The 24,337-nt window shown below is 44.4% G+C and carries 17 protein-coding genes and 2 tRNA genes; 8 read left to right on the plus strand and 11 right to left on the minus strand.

Annotated features, from left to right (window positions below):
- Positions 1-225: 225 nt before the first annotated feature.
- Positions 226-299, minus strand: a tRNA-Arg gene (locus tag CIK89_RS00015).
- A gap of 272 nt (positions 300-571) precedes the next feature.
- Positions 572-645: transfer RNA gene (locus tag CIK89_RS00020), tRNA-Arg, on the minus strand.
- 310 nt (positions 646-955) lie between these two features.
- Between CIK89_RS00020 and CIK89_RS00030 the strand changes: the two genes are divergently transcribed.
- From CIK89_RS00030 to CIK89_RS00045, 4 genes are all read left to right on the plus strand, one after another.
- Positions 956-2,854: a cation-translocating P-type ATPase gene (locus CIK89_RS00030; RefSeq protein WP_094389390.1), complete on the plus strand. Its 1,899-nt coding sequence runs from the start codon at positions 956-958 to the stop codon at positions 2,852-2,854.
- Between the two features lie 3 nt (positions 2,855-2,857).
- Positions 2,858-3,931, plus strand: coding sequence for an AI-2E family transporter (locus tag CIK89_RS00035; RefSeq protein WP_094389391.1), 1,074 nt, complete (start codon positions 2,858-2,860; stop codon positions 3,929-3,931).
- Between the two features lie 206 nt (positions 3,932-4,137).
- On the plus strand, positions 4,138-6,306 hold the full coding sequence (locus tag CIK89_RS00040) for an ATP-binding protein (protein ID WP_158214815.1): 2,169 nt from the start codon (positions 4,138-4,140) through the stop codon (positions 6,304-6,306).
- Positions 6,303-8,474, plus strand: coding sequence for a HAMP domain-containing sensor histidine kinase (locus tag CIK89_RS00045; protein ID WP_094389393.1), 2,172 nt, complete (start codon positions 6,303-6,305; stop codon positions 8,472-8,474). The genes CIK89_RS00040 and CIK89_RS00045 overlap by 4 nt, the downstream gene beginning before the upstream one ends.
- A gap of 15 nt (positions 8,475-8,489) precedes the next feature.
- On the opposite strand, the gene aat is transcribed toward CIK89_RS00045, so the two are convergent.
- Genes aat through CIK89_RS00060 form a run of 3 tightly spaced genes read right to left on the minus strand, consistent with a single transcriptional unit; the run spans position 8,490 to position 11,752 of the window.
- Positions 8,490-9,137 carry a leucyl/phenylalanyl-tRNA--protein transferase gene (aat, locus tag CIK89_RS00050; protein WP_094389394.1) on the minus strand — a complete coding sequence of 216 codons (648 nt, stop codon included), beginning with the start codon at positions 9,135-9,137 and terminating at the stop codon, positions 8,490-8,492.
- A gap of 12 nt (positions 9,138-9,149) precedes the next feature.
- Positions 9,150-11,432, minus strand: coding sequence for an AAA family ATPase (locus CIK89_RS00055; RefSeq protein ID WP_254046570.1), 2,283 nt, complete (start codon positions 11,430-11,432; stop codon positions 9,150-9,152).
- A gap of 17 nt (positions 11,433-11,449) precedes the next feature.
- Positions 11,450-11,752: an ATP-dependent Clp protease adaptor ClpS gene (locus CIK89_RS00060; protein WP_094389396.1), complete on the minus strand. Its 303-nt coding sequence runs from the start codon at positions 11,750-11,752 to the stop codon at positions 11,450-11,452.
- A gap of 124 nt (positions 11,753-11,876) precedes the next feature.
- Here CIK89_RS00060 and CIK89_RS00065 point away from each other — a divergent pair, with 124 nt between their 5' ends.
- The 4 genes from CIK89_RS00065 to CIK89_RS00080 all read left to right on the plus strand — a co-directional run bounded on the left by CIK89_RS00065 (position 11,877) and on the right by CIK89_RS00080 (position 18,370).
- Complete coding sequence (locus tag CIK89_RS00065) at positions 11,877-13,277, plus strand: aminopeptidase P family protein (RefSeq protein ID WP_094389397.1); 1,401 nt, start codon at positions 11,877-11,879, stop codon at positions 13,275-13,277.
- A gap of 41 nt (positions 13,278-13,318) precedes the next feature.
- Positions 13,319-14,518: an aminopeptidase C gene (locus CIK89_RS00070; protein ID WP_094389398.1), complete on the plus strand. Its 1,200-nt coding sequence runs from the start codon at positions 13,319-13,321 to the stop codon at positions 14,516-14,518.
- Positions 14,519-14,673: 155 nt separating this feature from the next.
- Complete coding sequence (gene recJ, locus CIK89_RS00075; protein ID WP_094389399.1) at positions 14,674-16,410, plus strand: single-stranded-DNA-specific exonuclease RecJ; 1,737 nt, start codon at positions 14,674-14,676, stop codon at positions 16,408-16,410.
- Positions 16,411-16,474: 64 nt separating this feature from the next.
- On the plus strand, positions 16,475-18,370 hold the full coding sequence (locus CIK89_RS00080) for an ATP-dependent DNA helicase RecQ (RefSeq protein ID WP_094389400.1): 1,896 nt from the start codon (positions 16,475-16,477) through the stop codon (positions 18,368-18,370).
- Positions 18,371-18,404: 34 nt separating this feature from the next.
- Here CIK89_RS00080 and CIK89_RS00085 read toward each other — a convergent pair whose 3' ends face one another.
- The 6 genes from CIK89_RS00085 to ilvN all read right to left on the minus strand — a co-directional run bounded on the left by CIK89_RS00085 (position 18,405) and on the right by ilvN (position 24,297).
- A complete protein-coding gene (locus CIK89_RS00085; RefSeq protein WP_094389401.1) occupies positions 18,405-19,313 on the minus strand; it encodes a dihydroorotate dehydrogenase in 909 nt (302 codons plus the stop codon).
- Positions 19,301-20,077 (minus strand): dihydroorotate dehydrogenase electron transfer subunit, encoded by a 777-nt coding sequence (locus CIK89_RS00090; RefSeq protein ID WP_094389428.1) that lies wholly within the window; start codon positions 20,075-20,077, stop codon positions 19,301-19,303. The genes CIK89_RS00085 and CIK89_RS00090 overlap by 13 nt, the downstream gene beginning before the upstream one ends.
- Before the next feature lie 59 nt (positions 20,078-20,136).
- Positions 20,137-21,441, minus strand: coding sequence for an NCS2 family permease (locus CIK89_RS00095; RefSeq protein ID WP_094389429.1), 1,305 nt, complete (start codon positions 21,439-21,441; stop codon positions 20,137-20,139).
- Positions 21,442-21,664: 223 nt separating this feature from the next.
- Positions 21,665-22,714: a ketol-acid reductoisomerase gene (ilvC, locus tag CIK89_RS00100; protein WP_094389402.1), complete on the minus strand. Its 1,050-nt coding sequence runs from the start codon at positions 22,712-22,714 to the stop codon at positions 21,665-21,667.
- 173 nt (positions 22,715-22,887) lie between these two features.
- The gene (locus tag CIK89_RS00105) at positions 22,888-23,673 is read right to left on the minus strand and encodes an acyl-[acyl-carrier-protein] thioesterase (protein WP_094389403.1); all 786 of its coding nucleotides are present in this window, start codon (positions 23,671-23,673) and stop codon (positions 22,888-22,890) included.
- Positions 23,674-23,754: 81 nt separating this feature from the next.
- Positions 23,755-24,297: an acetolactate synthase small subunit gene (ilvN, locus tag CIK89_RS00110; protein WP_094389404.1), complete on the minus strand. Its 543-nt coding sequence runs from the start codon at positions 24,295-24,297 to the stop codon at positions 23,755-23,757.
- Between the last annotated feature and the right edge of the window lie 40 nt (positions 24,298-24,337).

Genomic DNA, 24,337 nt, shown 5'->3' on the forward strand with positions numbered 1-24,337 from the left:
CTCAATATCAGTTATGATGAAGTGGTCAAGCACTTCCTTGGGCAGCACCATACGTGCCAACATTAGCAAACCTTTGTCTTCCATGATGCAAAGGTAAGCATTTCATATGAATCATACTCATTTACCCTTATGAAAAATCTATTGAGCCCCACTTCTTTCAGGCGTCAGGCAATGCCCATGCTGAGCGTACAGAAAAAAAAAGAGAACCATTGCTGATTCTCTTTGTGATTCCGGCGGGATTCAAACCCACAACCTTCTGATCCGTAGTCAGATGCTCTATTCAGTTGAGCTACGGAACCTCTCGTGGCGCCTCATTTCTCAATTGCGGATGCAAAGGTACTATATTTTTTTCAGACTACCAAACTTTTTTGCCTTTGAATTTTGCCAGTTTTTATTTATAGGTTTGATTCCTGTCCAGATGCGCACGGACAAGTAGCTGATTCATTGCATCTTCCGTATTGAAATCATAACATCTGACTGAATAGAGATGTGTACGACGTCTTCAAGACATAAACCGCACAGAAACAAAACAGAAACAAAAAAAAAAGAGAACCATTGCTGATTCTCTTTGTGATTCCGGCGGGATTCAAACCCACAACCTTCTGATCCGTAGTCAGATGCTCTATTCAGTTGAGCTACGGAACCTCTCGGGTGCCTCATTTCTGAATTGCGAGTGCAAAGGTACTATGTTTTTTTCACTCGACCAAACTTTTTGGGATTTTTTTTCAAAAAAAGGTGCATTTTCCTTGGTTTTCCTGCCATTTCTTAGCCTTTTTACACCTGTTTTTCAAAGGAGAGAGAGACAATTATGCAAAATGATCCTCAACAACTGCGAGACAAAAAACGCTGTGTCCCACCCTTGCCTCTTGATTTATATAGATGAATTTAGGTATGATAGATTACAATTAGAAGAAATCCGTTGGCTGTCTCACGAAAATATTCTACCTTTGCAAGCATGAAGAAGACATTTGCCGTATTGGGAATGATGTGTGCAGGATGTGCAGCAAGTGTGGAAAAAAAACTCAAAACCACAGAAGGGGTGACAGACGCTGCTGTCAACCTGCCTGCACGTACAGTATTGGTGGAATATGACGAACACCGCACGTCACCAGAACAACTACAGGCATCGCTGGCGCAAGTGGGCTACGACCTTGTTGTGGAACAAGACCGCAACGTAGAAGCCATTGAGCGAAGATCATGGCAGCGAATCCTGCGACAGGCCCTGCTCTCGTGGGGCTTTGCCCTCATGGTCATGTTGGTGGCAATGGGTTATATTCCGATGGGAAACCGCAATACGGAAAACCAAGTGATGCTCGTCATCGCGCTGCTCAATCTGTGTTACTGCGGACGGAGTTTCTACTGTAATGCGGCTCGACAACTCCTGCACCGTTCCGCCAATATGGACACCCTTGTGGCACTCTCCACCGGTATTTCGTTTGTCTTCAGCAGTTTCAACACCTTTTGGGGCGATAGCTTCTGGGGAGCACGAGGCATGGCGTGGCACACCTATTACGATGCATCGGTCATGATTATCAGTTTTGTGCTGACAGGCAGACTCCTGGAAGAGCGTGCCAAGCACAACACAGCCTCAGCAATCCGCGCCCTGATGGGACTCACTCCAAAGACCGCCCACCTCGTTGTAGATGACACGGTAAGCGATGTGATGCTGGCAGCCCTGCAACAGGGTGACACGATAGAAGTGAGACCTGGCGAAAAAGTACCCGTAGATGGCACCATTATCCCAGACTGCCGCACCAGCATCGACGAGAGCATGATTACAGGTGAAGCTGTGGCTGTGGAAAAAGCCCCCGGCGACAAGGTGCTGGCAGGTACCATCGTGAAAGGAGGCACGTTCCGCTTCAAGGCAGAAGAGGTGGGTCAACAGACCGTTCTGTCGCAGATGATTCGCATGGTGGAAGAAGCACAAGGTTCCAAAGCGCCCGTACAGCGTGTTGTGGATCACGTGGCTGCGGTATTCGTACCAGCCGTGGGACTCATTGCCGTAGCAACCTTCCTGCTCTGGTATCTTATCGGAGGCAGCAACTGTCTGCCGCAGGCTGTCATTTCTGCCGTATCCGTACTGGTCATAGCGTGTCCATGCGCCATGGGACTTGCCACGCCAACCGCCCTCATGGTGGGAATAGGCAAGGCGGCTGAAGCCGGCATACTGATCAAGGATGCCACCGCATTGGAACTGTTGCGCAACGTGGACAGCATGGTAGTAGATAAAACAGGAACCATGACTCTCCCCTCACCCGATGGTCAAGGCGAACAACTCAAGCCCTTTGCCCGTGAAGCCGTGGAGGAGTTACATAAAATGGGCATCACCCTCTACATGATGAGTGGCGACAAAGAAGAACGCGTCAGACACTGGGCACAGGAGGCAGGTATCAGCCACTACAAATGGCAGGTATTACCACAAGACAAAGACGATGCGGTAAAGGCCCTGCAACAAGAAGGCAGACACGTGGCCATGGTGGGAGACGGCATCAACGACTCGCAGGCATTGGCACGTGCCGATGTGAGCATTGCCATGGGACGCGGCACCGATGTGGCGATGGACGTGGCGCAAGTCACACTCATGGGCGACGACCTCAGGCGCATCCCTGATGCTATCCGATTGTCAAGACGCACGGTGGCAATGATCCGTCAGAACCTCTTCTGGGCATTTATATATAATATGGTGTGCATCCCACTGGCAGCCGGACTTCCTTACGCCTTTGGCGCACACTGGCAGATAACCCCGATGTGGGCATCTGCCCTGATGGCCTGTTCGAGCGTCAGCGTAGTGCTCAACAGTCTGCGACTGAAACGAAGCAATACCGTCATTCTGTCATTCACGAAACAAGCATAACAAATGGAACGCAAAGAAATCACCTTCGACACCTTTATCCGTAGCGTACTCTTCGTAGCCGTACTGGCAGGTATCATCCTCCTGCTGCGCCGCCTCAGCGGAGTGCTGCTGCCTTTCTTCCTGGCATGGCTCATTGCCTACCTGCTCTTTCCGCTGGTCAAATTCTTTCAGTACAAATGCAGGCTGCACTTCCGCATTCTCGGCATCCTTTGTGCCTTTCTTGTGGCAGGAGGCATTGTGTCACTCGCTTTCTGGCTCATCATACCACCCATGGTGGAAGAAGGAATAAGAGTGAAGGATCTGGTGCTCCATTATATAGAGACCAATGCCACCTTCAACAACATACCAAGTCAGATACAGGAATACCTGCACCGTCACCTTACCGGCGATGAGGTCAAAGCCATGGTCACGCAAGAGGGATTCATGCAAGCCATGAGAGAGGCCATGCCCAAGATATGGGCCATCATCACCCAAAGTATCGGGGCGGTAAGCAGTCTGCTCTCGGTCACTATGGTATTCCTATACACCCTGTTTATCCTCATCGACTATGAGAGACTGACCACAGGATGGCCCGACCTGTTGCCACAACGCTACAGAGCCTTTGCCGTGCAACTGGTACACGACGTAGAGGACGGTATGAACAAATATTTCCGCGGACAGGCCTGCGTGGCATTCTGCGTAGGTGTGCTGTTCAGCATCGGATTCCTCATCATCGACTTCCCTATGGCGGTAGGTTTGGGCATGCTCATCGGCCTGCTCAACATGGTACCTTACCTGCAAATTGTAGGTTTCGTACCAACGGTACTGCTTGCCATCGTCAAAGCGGCAGACTCAGGAGAAAACTTCTGGATTGTGTTACTCATGGCACTCATCGTGTTTGCGGTGGTTCAGATCATTCAAGACACCATTCTCACCCCACGCATCATGGGTAAGGTCATGGGCCTCAACTCAGCCATCATCCTACTCTCACTGTCTATTTGGGGGTCGCTGTTGGGCATGTTGGGTATGGTAATCGCCCTGCCTCTCACCACATTGCTCATCACCTATTACCAAAAATACATTGTCAAAAAAGGATAAAAATCAGATAATTATTTGTCATTATCCCATTTTGTTCGTACTTTTGCATGCAAAAGACCATGGTTTATGGCAAAGAATATCATACGGTCATAGACATACAAAGACAACATATTAAGAATAATACAAAAAAATTACAGAACACATCGATATTAGAGGATACAACAACAAACAAACGACACAACAAAATAAAAAGATTGTTTTTAACAATGGGGAAAGGATTACAACAACATATTGTGCGAGCCATTGTCACTGTGTTCTTCATCATATACACAGTGGCTTTGTCGGCACAAAACAACCAATACCGCATGGATGACGGTCTCTTCAAACTCTACGAAAAGGCCTACAAAGAACGAAAAACGCTGGCAGGAAAAATTCTCGCAGATACCATCATAGAAAGAGCTAAAGCCATAGGAGACCGAAATGGCGAAATCACGGCAATGACCATCCTCTTGCTGTACAACTACTATCAGGAAGACAATATGCCCGCTGTGGAACGCGAAGCAAAAAAACTGATGGATAAGGCTACTGCATACGAAAAATGGACCTACTACTATTTCGCAGCAGCCAACCTCACCAACTATTATATCAGGGAAAAAAGATACCTCGAAGCCTATACGATAGCTCTGGAACAAAGAAAAATCGCAGAGAAAAACAACCATCTCATAGGCATTCGAGACAGCTACTATTCACTGGCAACCATACAACAATACCGAGGAGAATATGCGAGAGCTATCGACAATTACCGCGAGTATATCAAATACTCGAAAGACCACAATATACCTTCCAATTTCACAGACACTTATGCAAACATCTGCAATTGTCTAAGAAAGACTCAAAGCTTTAGAGAAACACTCCAGGAAGTGAAGGAAGCATGGGCCGAATGTAAGTCGGACTACAACCGGTTTGACATTAAACTACAGGAATGTTACGCACTCTTCATGCTGGGAAGGTATGATGATTTCAGGAAAGAATATAACTATCTGAAACAACATGAAGCATACGACCGTGATCTGCACGGCGACGTGAAAGAAGCTGTGGAAACATTCAAGAAAATGCTCGACGGAAAAGACCAGGAGGTGTTGGAAACCATCAAGAGACTCAAAGAGGAAAGCGAACTGGAAGGGTACAGACTGGCTGTGGCATACTATAAATACAAAGGGGACTACGCCAAAGCGGTCAAAAACCAATGGATGCTCATTGATGTTTATGGAGATTACGCCGGCGAACTGGTTCAAAACGATGATCGTATCGTAAAAAACATGTCCAACATACAGCAACATGAAAGAGAGGTGCAGCAGATGGACTATCAAAACACCCAACTGGCCATGGCCAACGCACAACTCTCACTCAACAAATCAACCCTCGAACTCAACAAATCACAGGACAATGCACAACTCGCACAACTGCAGGCTGACAGAAACAAGCTAAACTACCAGAACCAACAACTGGAATCGCAAAGACTGCAAAACAAGCTTGAACAAGAAAACAAAACACGACAGGCGGAAGCAGAACAATACCGCCTCAAGAAAGAGGGAATGGCACTTTGTCTGACCTTTGTCGTACTCATCGCCATCAGCTTCACACTCTATGCTATCATACGATGGAGACACGGAAGACAGTTGAAACAGGGCATTAGAAAACTGCGAGAGAGCATCTCGCTACTGAATACCGCCAAACTCAGAGCCAGTGAATCGGAACTGACTAAGACACGCTTCATACAGAACATGAGTCACGAGATAAGAACACCACTCAATGCCATCGTGGGATTCTCTAACGTACTCGTCACCATGGGCAACGAACTGTCAGAAGCAGAAAGTCAGGAACTGACACAATATATCACAACAAACTCAGAACTGCTCACCACCTTGGTCAATGACATTCTCGACCTGACTAACCTGCAGAGTGGTAACTTCGTCATGACCAAAGAAATTGTAAAGGTCAACGAACTCTGTCGGGAAACCATGGAAACCGTCAGACACAGATTGGCAGGAGGCGTGACGCTGACATTCGAAACAGAGTTGAATGAAGATTTCGAAGCCGTAACAGACCGCAAGCGTGTGCAACAGGTGCTCATCAATCTATTGACAAATGCTGAAAAGAACACAGAAAAAGGCAGCATCATACTGTCTTGCAAAAAGATAGAAAATACCGATATGATCTCTTTTACTGTCACAGACACAGGAATCGGCATTCCTGTCGAACGGATGGATGAGATATTCCAACGTTACAAGAAACTCGACGACAAAAAACAAGGTTCCGGACTCGGTCTCGACATCTGTCGCACCATTGCAAAAAAACTTAATGGTGAAATCAACATCGACCGCCAATACACCAATGGTGCACGTTTCTACTTCAATATTCCCTACAACGCATGAAACAGACAAAAAGAACTACAATATACACCCTGCTGATCATCCTGCTGTTTGGCTTGGCTTTGCCCACACAAGGACAGAACAATCCATTCAAGATCAACGACAGCCTGTACCCACTATACCTCAGAGCCAACTACAACAGAAAGAACCATATCTGTCTGGAACAGGCTGACTCACTAAGGAGAAAAGCCATCAGGCTAAAAGACCACAAGGCAGAAATCCTTGCTCTTCTCGTTCCTCTGAAATACCAAATAACAAAACAGCACAATTTCCCTGCCGTTTGGAAAGCAAGTCAGCAGGTAAGAAAGAAAGCACAGGAATACAACTATCTGCAGTATTATTTCTACACTTCTACAACTATGGCAAACTACCTCCTGTCTGAAGACAGATTCGACGAGGCGAAAGAACTGATGCAGAAAGACATCCAGTTTGCCACAAAACACAAACACCCATACGGCATTCAAGCAGGCTATGTGGCATTGGGAAATATGCTGATGGTAAGAGGGGAATATGCACATGCCATTTTCTACTACGAAACAGCACTACAATTCTCACAGGAACACATGCAGAAACAGGAGCGGTCAACAATCTATCCTCACATCTGCGATGGTAACATACGTTTAGGACGATTCCAAGAAGTCGTCAACGCAGCAAATGAGGGCATCCGCTACTGTTATTCAGAACCTACAAAAGCTGGACTCTACGGCTACAAAGCTATTGGTCACTTCATGACAGGTGATTACGCCAACTTCAAGAAAAGCTATCAGGAATATTTCAAGAGATTGAATACTGTCCCTATTATCGCAACAGAATACCTTATTTTATTGAACTCATTATACGCCATTTCCAATCAGGATTCTGTGAAATATCAGGAATACAAGAACAAACTGTCTGGACTGCTCAGAAAATACAGCTCCTATGCCTACTATTCATACAACGGACAATATGACAAGGCGGCAAAAGTCATGAACAAAATTGTAAGACTCACACAAAACGGAGGCAACACCAACATCCTCACAGACCTTGCAGGCATGAGAAACAGCTTTGCCATGCAGATTGCTGACATCGACAAGCAAAAGGCTGCCAACGAAATGGCAAAGCTACAACTGCAACTGGCCCAACTGCAACTGGCCAGCAACAACCTTGAGATAAGCAATGCGGACAGACTCAAGAAATTGGCAGAGATGCAGAACGGTCGTAACCTGCTCGCACTACAGAACCAAAAACTCAAGTCTAACAAACTGGGCGTTTCCATCGACAGTCAGAAGAAACTGGTAGAACTGCAGAAACGACAATACAACATGCAAAAACTGATCATGGTAGCCATGGCGGCTATTGCCCTGCTGCTCATTGTTGGCACGATCATCTATCTGAAAGCTAACAAAAAAATGGAGCGACGACTGTCCAAACTCTCTAAAAATCTGACCCATACATTGGCCGAACTCAACATCGCCAATAAAGAAGCACAACATGCCGACCAACAAAAGACACTCTTCATACAAAATATGAGCCACGAAATAAGAACACCACTCAACGCCATCGTAGGTTTCTCGCAAGTGCTTACCGACCCCAGTTTCAACATCAGCGATGAAGAGAAATCGGACCTTACCTATAGAATCACAGAAAACTCAGAGCAATTGAGCAACCTAATCAATAATATCCTTGATCTGACCTCCATAGAGAGTGGAAAATATCAATTGATAATAGAACCGGCAGACATCAATGGTGTGTGTCGGGATGCCGTAGAAGAAGCACGCAGTCACGTGGCAGAAGGAGTGATGTTAACATTCAACACCCAACTGGCAGAAAGCGAAAAGATTGAAACTGACGGAATGCGGGTGAAACAGGTTGTGACACACCTGCTGAATAATGCTATCAAGAACACAACAGCAGGCAGCATACAGGTAAACTGTTCGAAGAACCAGAAAGGACAAACCTTCATCACAGTAACTGACACAGGTGTGGGCATTCCGCAAGACAAGCAAGAAACCATCTTCGAACGCTTCGGAAAACTGGATCAATTTAAACCTGGATCAGGTCTCGGACTGGAAATCTGTCGCACCATTGCCCATAAATTAGGAGGTGATGTGTACCTCGATCCCGACTATACCAACGGCGCACGTTTTTGTTTTTTCTTTGGGAAACCAGAAGGAAAAGCGGCAGAGGTCTGATCCTTCAAAGGATACTTACTCCTGACGCAACATGGCAAGATAATCATCGTAAGAAATGTGACGACCACCCATGGAACGGAGATGCGGAGTTTCAAACTGGCAATCGATCATCAGTCCGCCATTCTTCTCCATCAGTTGTGCTAAAGCGATGAGTGCCACCTTGGAGGCAGATGGGGCCAACGAGAACATACTCTCACCCATAAAACAACGACCAAGACAAACTCCATACAGTCCGCCAACGAGTTGTTCATCCTCATCCCACACCTCCACACTGGCGGCAAACCCCTGACGATGCAATTCGGAAAACGCAGCTATCATCTGAGGACCAAGCCATGCACCTTTCTCTTCAATTCGCAGTTCGCTACAATTATCTATAACAGCTTGAAAATCTTGATTAAACGTCACATGGTAAATATTTTTATTTAACAGCGAACGCATGGAGTGACTAATATGAATCTCATGAGGTAAAATCACATAACGGTCCATCGGACACCACCATTGAATCTCGTCATAATCACGAAAACTGTACCAAGGGAAGATGCCGTTACTATAAGCAAGTAACAGGCGATCAACACTGAGGTCACCACCAATGGCAAAGAGTCCGTCATCATCACCACGGTGTGGATCAGGAAACCAGAGATTGTTGTCAAGTCGATAAATCATAACTGCTCCAAATCATTTAACAACAAAAACACCATCCTTACAGTCCACAGTGGCTATTCCACCCTTGCTGAGAGAACCAAACAACAAGGCACGCATCAACAACGGTTTGATATTGTTGCCAATCACTCGATCCATCTCACGAGCACCGTATTCCGGTGTAAAGCCAAGCGTAAGCAGACGGTCGAAGGCCTGCTGAGAAACAGTTAGTTTCACCTGGCGCTGGCCAAGCTTGTCAGAAAGGAGGGCAAGTTTCTTACGAAGGATAAGCGTTGCCATTGTCTTGTCCATATCACGAAAAGTCACAATATCGGTCAGGCGGTTGATGAATTCAGGCTTGAACACCCTCTTCACCTGTTGCCGCATAGCCTCACCACGGGACACATGCCCCGTGAAGCCAACGCTGGCCTGTGAAGCATACTGCGCTCCTGCATTAGAAGTCATAATAATGATAACATGATGGAAATCCGCCTGCTGACCTCGGTTATCTGTCAGGCGGGCATAGTCCATTACTTGAAGTAGAATATTATAAATGTCGCTATGGGCTTTCTCAATCTCATCAAGCAGAAGCACACAGTTGGGCGTCTTACGAATGGCCGAAGTAAGCAGACCACCATCATCATACCCCACATAACCGGCAGGCGAACCAATAAGTTTGGCAACGGTATGCTTCTCCGCATATTCAGACATATCGAAACGCACCAATTCCACGCCCAACTGACGAGCAAGCACACGGGCAACCTCTGTCTTACCAACACCAGTGGGCCCCACAAAGAGCAATGAGGCCATCGGTTTGTCAGAATCGGTAAGACCAGCCTTGGCCATCATCACTGCATCTGTCAGACGCTCAATGGCCTTATCTTGACCATAGATCTGACTCTTCATCTGTGTGACAAGGTCTTTCAACGAATTATTATCGGCCTCTTTCAAGGCATCGGCATCAATACGGCAAACCTTATTTAATATTTCATCAACCAGGCTCTTTGTCACATAGTTATGCAGACGATTACGCGGGTGGACTTCAAGATAAGCACCTGCCTCATCAATAATGTCAATGGCTTTGTCGGGCAACTGGCGATTTGTTATCAACCGAGCCGAACTCTCAACAGCATACGTCCAAGCATCCTTCCGGTAGATTACATTGTGATAGTTCTGAAAGGTTGGTAACAATGCTTCTACAATACGAAGGGTGTCCTCTACAGACGGTTCCTTAATGTCAATCTGCTGGAAACGACGAGTAACGGCCTTCGACTTGGCAAGGGTACGATTGAAGGCTTCATAGGTTGTTGAACCTATAAAACGGAGTTTACCTCGATCAAGATAGGGTTTCATGACATCAAAAGCACTGATACTATCAGATTGCGCTTGTTCACCACCCATCATCAAATGAATCTCATCGAGATAGATCACACTGTTACCTTGGGCTGTAGCACCGTCCAGAACATCCTTGAGGCGCTTTTCAAACTCGCCTCGAAACTGTGCACCAGCCATCAACTGTCCCATTTCAATAGAATATATGTGGGCCTTTTGCAACCTATAAGGCACATGACCTTTGGCGATGCGTTGTGCCAAACCATAAATCAGAGCGGTCTTACCCACCCCAGGCTCACCAATATGGAGCGGATTGTTCTTCTCCATACGGCAAAGCACCTCTATGGTACGGTCAAGTTCTGCCTCGCGACCGATAATGGGCAGATGATCAGTGGCTTCTGCTGTAATATCAGTGGTCCATTGTTTCCAATCTGATGACGAAGCAAAATCAGAAGGACCTCCCATCATCTCATCATCGTCCTCCAAGTCATCATCATCCAAGTCATCGTCTTCTAAGTCATCCAAGTCATCGTCAAGTTCTTCTTCAGCAACATAAGAATCCTTTGCATCGCAATATTCATGAAGAGATAACAGAAGAAACACTTCCGTGACTTTGAGATGTTTGGTCAACAGATAGGTCCCCATACACTCAGCATCACGCATCATGGCTTCAATAAAGGAAGTCACACACAACACACGATCAGCATTTTCTCCTTTGCATATCGTGAAAATCCGACGCATAGAAGACGACAGTTCCAAATCTACTGGCTTTGGGGCTTTTTCTTGAGAAGCTAACCATTTTTCAACATCTTCAGCCAATTCACCAGGCTGACAATCTAAAGATTGCTTCAATACATTAACAAAAGACGGTGCTATTTGGCATAGAGCCAACAGCACATGTTCAGGCATCAGAAATTCATGGGAAGACCGATGAGCAAGTTCACAGGCTTGCTGGATGGCCCTATTCATCGTGGTTGTTATTCTCATTGCTAATTATCGTTTGATCATTCAGGAATATAACTCAAGGTCAGAGGAAAACCTTTGGCACGGGCAAGACGCATGGCTTTGTCAACCTTGGAACGCGCAATATCAAGCGGATAGACGCCCACCACAGCCTGACCTGTACGATGAATGGCCAACATGAGTCGTTCTGCCTCATCAGCAGACTTAAAGAACACGTCCATCAGCATCATTACCACAAAATCCATCGTTGTGAAATCATCGTTATGACAAATCACCTTATAACGTCCCGGCTCCTTCATATTGAGGCGCACGCGCATTGTTGATTGAGTTTTTTCTTGAGCCATAATCCACGTAAAATGTAATACTATAGTGCAAAGGTAATCATTTTCAGCAAAATAAGATGCAAATATTTTGCCTTTTGGTTTATTTGTAGTAATTTTGTGGTCAAGATATTAATAAGTTACTACTATGTTTGACAAAGAAACTTACATCAGGCGAAGAGCCGAATTGAAAAAGCTGGTAGGCAACGGAGTCATTGTACTCTTCGGAAACAATGAATCACCCTACAACTCACCTGCCAACTGCCATGCACCAATGCGTCAGGACTCTACGTTCCTCTATTACTTTGGACAACACCGCGACGGACTGGTAGGAGTAATTGACGTGGACAACGACACAGAAATGCTCTATGGTGACGATATTGACATTGAAGACATCGTATGGATGGGATTCGTAGATAGCGTGAAGGTTTTGGCAGATGCTGTGGGCGTAAGCATCACAGGACCGATGAAAGAACTCTCACACGTTTGTCACGAGGCATTAGCAAAGAAACGCACCATCCACTTTCTGCCACCCTATCGACACGATACCAAAATACAAATCATGGATTTGTTGGGCATCCACCCCTCACAACAAAAGGATGCTGCATCTCTACAATTGATTCATGCAGTGGTAAAAATGCGTTCGACCAAGGAAGAACAAGAGATTGCTGCCATTGACCGCGCCTGCAATATCGGCTACGAAATGCACACCACCGCGCAACGTCTGACAAAAGCAGGAACAACAGAACGTTACGTTGGAGGACAAGTTGACGGAACAGCCCGTTCAATGGCCCAGGACACAAGTTTTGCCACCATCTATACCCAACACGGTGAAATCATGCATGGCAATCCATCAGACGCAATACTGCAAGACGGAAGACTTGTCATCTGTGACGCAGGATGTGAACTGGATGACTATTGTTCTGACCATACAAGAACAATGCCTGTCAACGGAAAATTCACCCAGCGGCAACTGGAAATCTACAGCATCGTAGAAGCTTGCCATGATTATGTATTGGAAGTAGCCAAACCAGGAGTTAAGTACAAGGAAGTACACTTTGCCGTATGCCGTAAAATGGCTGAAAGCCTGAAAGAAATCGGTTTGATGAAGGGAGACATTGATGAAGCTATTGCAGCAGGAGCACACGCCATGTTCCTCCCCCACGGACTTGGACACATGATGGGTATGGACGTACATGACATGGAAAGCATCGGACAAATCTATGTCGGATTTGACGATGAGACAAGACCCAATCTGGAACAATTCGGCACCAACTGCCTAAGAATGGGAAGACGGTTGCAAGAAGGATTCGTCGTTACAGACGAACCGGGAATCTATTTCATCCCACATCTCATTGATGAATGGAAAGCTAACGGACACTGCAAAGACTTCCTCAATTTCGATATGCTTGAAACTTACAAGGACTTTGGAGGAATACGCATCGAAGATGATGTACTGATAACCAATGACGGATGCCGTTTCTTGGGAAGCAAACGTATTCCATACCATCCCGCAGAAATAGAAGAAATAATGGCAGGAAACAAATAAAAACGAACAAGCAACAAATAAATAAAAAAAGAGAACTAATTATGAAGAAAACATTCATTATCGCAATAATGGCAGTTCTTGCCATTGGTGCTCAGGCTCAGGAAAAAAAGACTGAGAACAAAAACAAACCGGTATTCACCGTTGTCAAGGAGAATCCTATTACATCTATCAAGGACCAGAACCGTTCGGGTACGTGCTGGGCCTATTCTACTCTTTCGTACTTTGAGGCAGAAATTCTGAAAAAGACAGGTAAGACCTATGACCTCTGTGAGAGTTTTGTGGCCAACAAGGACTACATGGACCGTGCCATACAGGTTGTAAGACTGCACGGAGACTGCCAGTTTGCACAAGGCGGATCAGCTTATGATGTGCATTACGTGCTCCAGAACTACGGAATCTGTCCAGAAGAGGCCATGCCTTTCCCTGGTTCACTCTATGGTGACTCTCTCAACAACTTCAACGAGTTCTTCTCTCTGCTTGAACCATACGTGGCTGCCGTATCAAAAAGCAATGCTAAGAAAATCTCTAACCAGTGGAAAGTTGGACTGCAGGGCATTCTCGATGCATATCTTGGCAAATGTCCGGAAGAATTCACCTACCAAGGCAAAAAATTCACTCCAAAGAGTTTTGCTGCTTCACTCGGTCTCGACTGGAACGACTACGTTAGCATAACTTCTTTCACTCACCATCCTTTCTATACCGCTTATGCTGTTGAAGTACAGGACAACTGGCGCAATCCTCTGAGCTACAACGTACCTATGGACGAAATGATGAAAATCATTGATAATGCCATTATGAACGGCTACACTGTAGCATGGGGCGGAGACGTTTCAGAAGAAGGATTCACACGCAATGGATTGGCTTATGCCATCGACACCAAGAAGACTGAGAGCCTTCAGGGAAGCGACATGGCACGCTGGCTCAAGATGACTGCCCAGAAAAAACGCAATCTCATCGACTCACTCGGATGCACCGTACCCGAAGTTAAAGCAACACAGGAAATGCGTCAAGAGCGTTTCGACAACTGGGAGCTCACCGATGACCACGGCATGCTCATCTTCGGTATTGCCAAAGACCAAAACGGACGCGAATACTATATGGTTAAGAACTCATGGGGAGAAACTGGCGAATATAAAGGAATTTGGTATATGACTAAAACCTTTATCGCAGCAAACACGATGGATTACACCGTTAACAAAAACGCTATTCCTAAGGATATCCGCAAAAAACTCGGCATCTAATAAATTACCTTATTATATGTAAAATCGGAACATACCATGATTTTTTCCATGGTATGTTCCGATTTCTTGTTTTTTCTTTGTAACTTTACACCGCATATTGGCTATTGTAAAGCCGATAGTATCTGAAATAAAGAAAAAATAAGAACAATATATAAATGCACTACCAATGGAATTACGAACCTCCTACACCAGAACGGCAACAAGCAATTAAAGAACTGGCCGAGAAAATCAACATGAGTCCCATTGTTGCAGATTTGCTTATCAGCAGAGGCATCAAAACTGAATCGGCAGCAAAACGTTTCTTCAGACCAATGATGAACGAACTCATCGATCCTTTTCTGATGAACGATATGGATGTGGCCGTAGATAGGCTCAACGATGCAATGGGACGCAAGGAACGCATCATGGTGTATGGTGACTATGACGTGGACGGATGCACAGCAGTGGCACTCGTCTATAAATTTCTTATGCAGTTTTATTCCAACATCGACTATTACATCCCTAACCGAGAAGAAGAAGGATACGGAGTAAGCTACAAAGGAATAGACTATGCCAAGGAAACAGGAGTTAAACTCATCATTGTACTTGACTGTGGCATCAAGGCCATTGAGGAGATTACCTATGCCAAACAACAAGGTATAGATTTCATCATCTGCGACCACCATGTGCCAGATGAGATTCTGCCTCCAGCAGTGGCTATACTCAACCCTAAACGCACCGACTCGTCCTATCCGTTCAAGCATCTTTGCGGATGCGGCGTAGGTTTCAAGCTGATGCAGGCATTCGCAAAAAATAACGGTATTCCATTCTCAAGACTGACTCCTCTACTCGATTTATGCGCAGTCAGCATTGCGGCAGACCTCGTGCCTGTAACCGGCGAGAATCGCATTCTGGCATTTCATGGACTGAAACAACTCAACATCAACCCATCTATTGGTCTCAAGGCCATTATCAATATTTGTGGATTGACCGGACGAGAGTTAACCATGAGCGACATTGTTTTCAAAATCGGTCCACGCATCAACGCAAGTGGAAGAATGCAAAACGGAAAGGAAGCTGTGGAACTGCTTGTAGAACGCGATCTCCAACGTGCACTGACAGAAGCTAATCGCATTAACGAATACAACGAGCAGCGAAAGGACATAGACAAGCAGATGACCATAGAGGCCAATGAAATCGTGGCTCGCTTGGAAAGTCAGCAACATATGTCGTCTATCGTGCTGTACGATGAAGGATGGAAAAAAGGAGTTGTAGGCATCGTTGCCTCACGCTTGACGGAAATATACTATCGGCCAACTGTCGTTCTCACCATTATAGATGGCATCGCGACAGGATCTGCACGTTCCGTAGCAGGATTCGACATCTATGATGCCATCAAAAACTGCAGAGATATCCTTGAGAACTTCGGTGGTCACACCTACGCAGTAGGACTCACCCTGAGACAGGAGAACATCCCTGAATTCCGTCGTCGTTTCCAGGAATACGTCAAACAACATATTCTACCAGAACAAACGTTGCCAACACTTGACATCGACGAAGAAATCGACTTTAAGGATATCACCAAACGCCTACACGGCGATTTGCGAAAACTTGCCCCTCACGGACCTGCCAACGAGAAGCCTCTCTTTCTTACACGCAACGTCTATGACTATGGAACATCGAAAGTTGTAGGCCGCCATCAAGAACACATCAAACTTGAACTGGTAGATTCGAAATCGGCAGTTGTCATGAATGGAATTGCCTTCGGACAAAGCGCAGATGCCAGATACATCAAGTCTAAGCGCTCGTTTGACATTGTTTATACCATCGAAGAAAATGCCTATAAACGCGGGGATATCCAATTGCAGATAACCGACATCCGTCCCAGCGAGACACCGGAATCTCCTAAATAAAGAAAGCGTACTGCCTATAAGTGATAAGAAAACTTGCAGACTGGCAAACAGAAAAGACCATAAGATGGACAAATACCAACAGATTCTCAAACGTTATTGGGGATATGATGATTTCCGCGGAATCCAACGAGACATCATTCAATCCATTGGAGAAGGTCATGACACGCTTGGCCTTATGCCTACGGGTGGAGGTAAGTCTATCACATTTCAGGTACCAGCACTCTGTCGTGAGGGAGTCTGTATAGTTATCACTCCACTCATCGCACTGATGAAAGACCAAGTCAATCATCTGAGACGACGTGGCATCTTGGCGGCTGCCGTCAATTCCAGCATGAGCCATGATGATGTGTTACGCATTCTCGACAATTGCATATTAGGAGGCACTCGGTTACTTTACATCTCACCAGAACGTCTGGCAAGCCAACTGTTTATCACAAAACTAAGACATATGCAAATTAGCTTCATCACTGTAGATGAAGCACATTGCATCAGCCAATGGGGATATGATTTTCGTCCAAGCTACCTCAACATTTCAAACATTCGTGTTCTTTTACCTGATGTGCCTATTCTGGCTCTTACGGCAACAGCGACACCAGCTGTAGTTGAAGATATCAAAGACAAATTACAGCGACCTGACGACAAAGGTGGCACATTCAATGTGTTTCAAATGTCATTTGAACGTAAGAATCTCAGCTATATCGTCAGAGAAGCTATGGACAAGCGACATGAACTTATAGAAGCTCTACACACATCAACAGCCTCTTCCATCGTATATGTCCGGAGCCGGAAACATGCTCGAGAAATAGCAGAACTACTTACCCAAGAAGGATTCAGTGCGACATACTACCATGCTGGACTTGATACAGAGGAAAAAGACAAGCGACAAAACGACTGGCAGGCAGACCGCACCAGAATTATTGTTGCCACGAATGCTTTCGGCATGGGCATTGATAAAGCAGATGTCCGACTGGTGCTTCACTACGACTGCCCTGACTCTATTGAAGCTTACTTTCAAGAAGCTGGACGCGCAGGACGCGACGGGAAACCTGCCCAAGCTATTCTACTCTATGGGCAACAAGATATCGTCAAACTCCGCAAACGTGTAGCTGACACATTCCCTGACAAGGATTATATCCGGAAAGTTTACGACCATATAGCATTCTATTTTCAGATAGCATTAGGAGACGGTAATGGTGTTTCCCATGAATTCAACCTACAAGATTTCTGCTATAAATTCAACCATTTTCCTGTTCAGGTACATTCTGCCCTACAAATTCTGCAAAGAGCCGGCTATTTAGAATTCACTGCAGAACGTGAGAATGCCTCTAGAGTGATGTTCGTCGTAGAAAGAGACGAACTATACCGGCTGACTGGCAATACGCCCAACGAGGATCGTCTGATTGTTGTCATGTTACGTAACTTTTCTGGGATGTTTTCTGAATATGCCTATATTAATGAAGCTCATCTGGCATCAATCAGCAATATTGACCGAACTGAAGTACACGACATTCTGTTGCAACTGTCGCGCAAGCACATCATACAATACATACCTCCTAGCCAGTTGCCTTTTCTCCGCTACCTGCAGAGACGAGAAGACAGCAAACATTTGTTGTTTCCTGCAGAAGTTTATGAAAACCGTCGCAAACAATTCAGCCAACGCATAGAAGCAATGATCCATTATCTACAGGATAACACTCATTGCCGTTCACAGCAGTTGCTTTCTTACTTTGGAGAAAAGCAAGAGAAAACATGTGGTCAATGCGATGTGTGTGTTACTATTAGCGATGATGATGTTCAAGCAGCGCAAAAGCAAATACTTCAATTTCTCTCCGATAAGAAGCCTCATCTGCTTGTAGAACTCCGAGCGCTACACATTCCTACCGAAATCTTTTCACGAGCTCTCCGTTATCTTGTTCTTGAAGAGCTCGTAAAAAGCGATTCGGTTCAAATAAGCCTTTAAGAGGCAATGTAGAATATCTACCAGTAAAGAAGTATCAATCGAGGCAACCTATAATTTCACGGACAGAATGACATCCATGATCATCAAGCCAACGATCAATGCCATCACGTACCTTTATGGTAACTGATGGATCTATAAAGTTTGCTGTTCCTATCTCAATAGCTGTGGCACCTGCCATAAGAAATTCAATAGCATCATGGGCATTCATTATACCACCAAGTCCAACAACAGGAATTTTAACCGCACGAGCAACTTGCCACACCATACGTAATGCAACAGGTTTAACCGCAGGACCGCTCAAGCCACCAGTACCGATACTGAGTACAGGACGACGTTTTTCTATATCAATGGCCATTCCCATCAATGTATTAATAAGCGAAACACTGTCTGCGCCCTGTGCTTCACAAGCACGAGCAATGTCGGCTATATTTGTAACATTAGGCGAAAGTTTCACTATTAACGTTTTATGATAACGTTCACGTACAGCTTTTACCACACTCTCTGCCCCAGCGCAAGTTACGCCAAAAGCCATTCCTCCATCCTTGACATTGGGACAAGAAATATTGAGTTCTATTGCTGGAATATTGTCAAGAGCGTCAATGCGCGAAGCACATTCTGCATAATCGTCTGGTGACGAACCGCTAACATTTACAATGACGTTAGTATTTATATCCTTAAGTTGGGGATAGATGTGCTGGCAGAAATAATCCACACCCTTATTTTGCAATCCTACACAATTGAGCATACCACTGGGAGTTTCTGCCATACGCGGATAATCATTACCTTCACGTGCTTTCAACGTGGTACCTTTAACGATGAATCCTCCTAAACCGTCAAGGGGAATAAAGTCTGCAAACTCTAATCCATAGCCAAATGTTCCCGAGGCCGTCATTACTGGATTTTTAAGTGCCAGATGGCCTATATTCACTTTCAGATCTGCCATAACAATTGTTTTACATTAAATACAGGACCATCTTTGCAGACACAAAGATTACCCTTTACTGTTTTCTCTACACAACAGAGACAAGCTCCAAGACCGCACGCCATCATATTCTCCAATGACGCTTCACACTCAACATTTGCTTGAGAAGCATATCGTGCCACAGCCATCATCATGGGTTTAGGACCACAGGTAACTATTCTATCAAATGTTTCTTTCTTTAAAATCGAGTGATTGGTTACAAACCCTTTTTCTCCTTCAGTTCCATCTTCCGTTGTAATACAAACACGGCCATAATGACTGAAAAGATCTAATTCTAACAAGTCTCCCTTGGAACGTGCACCAAGCAGAAATGTCGGTTCTACTCCCAAGCGTTTCATTTCTGCACCCATATATAACAATGGAGCCACTCCCACTCCTCCACCTACAAGAAGCAGGCGTTCTGAGGACTTATTGGGCATAGTAAAACTATTACCCAGAGGCAATACGCAATTGACAACATCCCCCACTTGTACCTGTCCTAAGTAGCGTGTGCCCTTGCCGACCATTGCCACCATAAGCCAGAGTTCATTATTCGTTCTATCTACAAAATTAATTGAGATTGGACGGCGAAGCAAAACGCCATCAACACCTTCCATACTTACTTCGACAAATTGTCCGGGAAACATTTCAGGTAAAGGTTCTTCGTGTGTCAATTTAATCAGCACATGTTTCGAACTGATGTGATCAACACTCTTCACCACAAGATCACATATATATTTTTTCATATTCATCATTATTTTATAGTTTTCGTCATGTTCTACTAACATTTCCTGAACTAAATCGCTTATAAAAACATATACTTCATTATAAACAGAAGGGCAAGGATAACAGAACCTATTGACAAATCACGGTATTTACCACTAAATGCATGTACCATAACCCAAGTTATGAGTCCAAGAAGAATACCATCGGAAATACTGTAACATAGAGACATCATAATAATGCAGATAAAACAAGGAATTGCTTTCGCATAATCATGAAAATCAATATCACGGACGCCAACCATCATAAAGACTCCAACCATAATCATTGCCGGTGCTGTTGCCTGAGAGGGAATCAAGAGGAACAAAGGGGCAAAGAAAAGCGCAAGTATAAAACAAACGGCAGTTGTCATAGCAGTAAGTCCGCTACGACCACCAACGTTCACACCTGCAGCACTCTCTACATAGGTCGAGACTGTAGATGTTCCAACGATTGCACCAAACGTTGTTCCAACAGCATCAGCAAAAAAAGCTCTGTTCATGCCGTGCATCGTTCCGTCTTTTTCTACAAATCCTGTTCTATTACCTACACCGATAAGTGTACCTAATGTGTCGAACATATCCATAAACAGGAGAGTAAACACACAAATCGCCATATCAGGTGTGAAGATATTCTGCCAATCCATTTTACAGAATACAGGGGCAAGACTCGGTGGAGTATCTACAATTGTTTTAACATGTTGCACATCTGTTACTCCCAAAGGAATTCCGATGGCTGTTGTTGCAAGAATGCCTATCAACAATCCTCCAGTAACATTTCTCACCATAAGAACTGCACTAATAACAATACCGAAAAGAGCGACTAAAACTGGCGTTGTATGAAGATCGCCAAGTGTAACAAGTGTTGCGTCACTATGAACAATAATGCCAGCCTGTTGAAGACCTATAAAAGCAATAAACAACCCGATACCTGGTGATATTGCCTTTCTAAGTTGTATTGGCATGGCATAAACAATCTTGTTACGTAGGCCTGCAATGGTCAAAAGAATAAAAATTATGCCTTCAATAAAAACGGCCGTAAGTCCGAATTGCCAAGAATATCCCATCTTCAAGACAATGGTATAGACAAAAAATGCATTCAGTCCCATTGCAGGGGCCAGTGCAAAAGGCAATTTAGCATAAAGAGCCATAACGATGGTAGCTACCAAAGAGGAGAGCACCGTTGCTGTGAAAACAGCTCCTGGATCCATTCCTGCATTGCTGAGTATAGACGGTTGTACGGCAAGAATATAAGCCATTGTAAGGAAGGTAGTAATGCCACCGAGCAGTTCTTTTTTCAGCGACATTGTTGCAGGATTAAATCCAAAGAGACGATTGAGCGTATTCATTATCTTAAAAATTGTTTTTGTTAGAGTATCATTTAAAAACTGCATGCAAAGTTAATGAATTATTTTGAGATATAATGCTATAGATGAGCTTTTCTTAACTAAGATACCAATAAAAGACATTTATCTTATGCGCTCATCTTCAGATGGAAAAAAACCGTTACCCTTGGTCGAGGGTAACGGTCCAATATCAAATAAATTCTTTCTATTCTAAAAGAATGATCTCTTAGTCTTCCTGGTTTTCAGGACGGAGTTTGCGAACAGTCACACCTGCACGCCACATTTCCTGATTGCGCATAGCTTCAAGCTCTTTCTCCAAGCCGGCACGATAATCAGGCTTTGAGTTAGCATCAATTGAAATCTGTGCTTCATTACCAGTCTTAACAGAATAGTAGAGCCACTCCATAACAGGTTTTATTGCATCATGGAAACGAGGAGCCCAATCGAGAGCACCACGCTGTGCGGTTGTAGAGCAGTTAGCATACATCCAATCCATACCCTTTTCACCGAACAACGGGCCAAGGCTTTGGGTAAGTTCTTCAACTGTCTCATTGAATGCTTCTGAAGGAGTATGTCCGTTCTCGCGCAATACTTCATACTGAGCAAGAAGAAGTCCCTGTATAGCACCCATCAGTGAACCGCGCTCACCAGTCAAGTCACTAGTAGCTTCACGTTGGAATGTTGTCTCAAAGAGATAACCAGCTCCAATACCAATACCGAATGCGATGGTCTTCTCTTTTGCCTTACCACTTGCATCCTGATATACTGCATATGAACAGTTCAGACCGCGACCTTCACAGAACATGGTACGAAGAGAAGTACCAGATCCCTTAGGTGCAACCATGATTACATCAACATCTTTTGGTGGAACCACACCAGTGCGGTCGCTCCAGTTGATTGCAAAACCATGACTATAATATAATGTCTTACCGGGTTTCAGATATTTCTTAATATTAGGCCATACCTGAATCTGACCTGCATCTGAAAGCAACATGCAAAGGATAGTACCCTTTTCAGCAGCCTCTTCAATAGAGAAAAGGGTCTTACCTGGTACCCAACCATCAGCAACGGCCTTGTCATAAGTTTTACCCTGACGCTGTCCAACAATGACATTGAAACCATTGTCGCGCAGGTTACAAGCCTGTCCAGGTCCCTGAATACCGTAGCCAATAACTGCGATTACTTCATCTTTCAAAACTTCACGTGCTTTCTCGAGTGAGAATTCTTTGCTGGTGACAACTGTTTCTACTACGCCACCAAAATTCATTTCTGCCATATATGCAAATTGTTTAATGTGTTGTACATGTCCACTTGAACCATGCCCGCCCTCACGAGAGCAGTCGTCTTGTTGGTCCAACACCTCGCTTACTCGAAGCGACGCCAATGGATTAACTATTTCTTTTCTGGCTGCAAAGATAACAAATTATCACCAAACAACCAAATTTTCTTTCAATCTTTTACAAATTTAACTTTACTTCTACATACTTCTATGCCATCGTCTTTGCAAATTCGTATGCAGAATTCGTTTTCATCCGCACCATTCTCTCGATAGAACGAAAGTTTGTCACCTGCATGTGCCTCAGCCACATATGCTATTTCAAAGCGTTTGATTCGGTGTGTCCGATACCAGTCAATAGGCCATAAATCAAGAACATGTTCTATATATTTCACAGAGTTGACGTGTCCGTTGATATCTACATCATTATAATAGGTGTCTATGGTACGCACATATTGTGCTTGATTGGTCATTTTCACCCTTCCTCCTTTATCTATCGGACATTCCTTTTCTGTTTCTATCCATTGTTGGATAGCTCCGTCGTTGACAGCAAGTATATCAGTAGGTTGGCGGTTATCAACATCAATCATTGCCCATATAGAGCGTCCATAGCCATATATTTTTTGATTTCCCTGTTCATCTTTACCGCTAACGGCAAAGTTTCGCTGTGTGAAATAGCGCATTGCACCCTCCACCCATGTCTCAACTGTGAATGGTGTGTATTGAAATGGCATTTCTTCCATTTCTATTGCTAATCGGGACAATACCCATGCTCGCTTTGCTTTCATCAGATAGCGCATACCGAACCCTCGGTCGGTAGAATGAAAGTCTGCTGCATTAAGTAAATGATTTCCAAGATGTCCCATAAACAAACGGCCACTATAATCACAATGGAAAGGTTCTGCAAGGAACTGATATCTTCCAATCTTTCCTATAGTCTTATTATCTTGACTGTCCATCAATATATCTCTTTTAATGATCTACCAATAATTATGTATTTTGCCTCTCGTTATTTGCATTATTATCTGCAAATGCGGTTTCTAAACATGACTATTTTCTCTTTCATCAAGGAATTCACTAACCTGTTCTTGTGTTGATCGGGTCACCGCAATACGTCCACTTCTCGTATATTGCAATACACATCCATAGTCGTTGAGTGTATGATACAATTTAAGGATATCTTCAGTAATACCGAATTTCATCACGATAACATAGGTAGGATTAACCTCAGTAATACTAGCATCTGAGCGTCGGATAACCTGGCAGATTTCTGGATTTCCGAATACCATTTCCGTTGAAAGTTTATAGAATGCGGTTTCTCGTATAAACAGCTGATCGTCTGTAAAATAGTTAGCCTTCACCACATCTATTTTCTTTTCAATTTGCTTAGTAATCTTAGTAATTTGGTCTTCATCACTCCATGCTGTAATAGTATATTTGTGAACGCCTTCAATACTTGAGGGCGATACATTCAAACTTTCGATATTAACTTGTCTTCGAGTAAACACAGCAGTTATTTGGTTGAGAATACCAGCAATATTCTCTGAATAGACCAACAATGTATATAATGTTTTATCGTTCATCTTATTTCCTTTTATTCTGTTTACATTTGGAGAACGTTCG

The sequence above is a fragment of the Prevotella sp. P4-119 genome, assembly GCF_002251345.1.
Taxonomy (GTDB): domain Bacteria; phylum Bacteroidota; class Bacteroidia; order Bacteroidales; family Bacteroidaceae; genus Prevotella.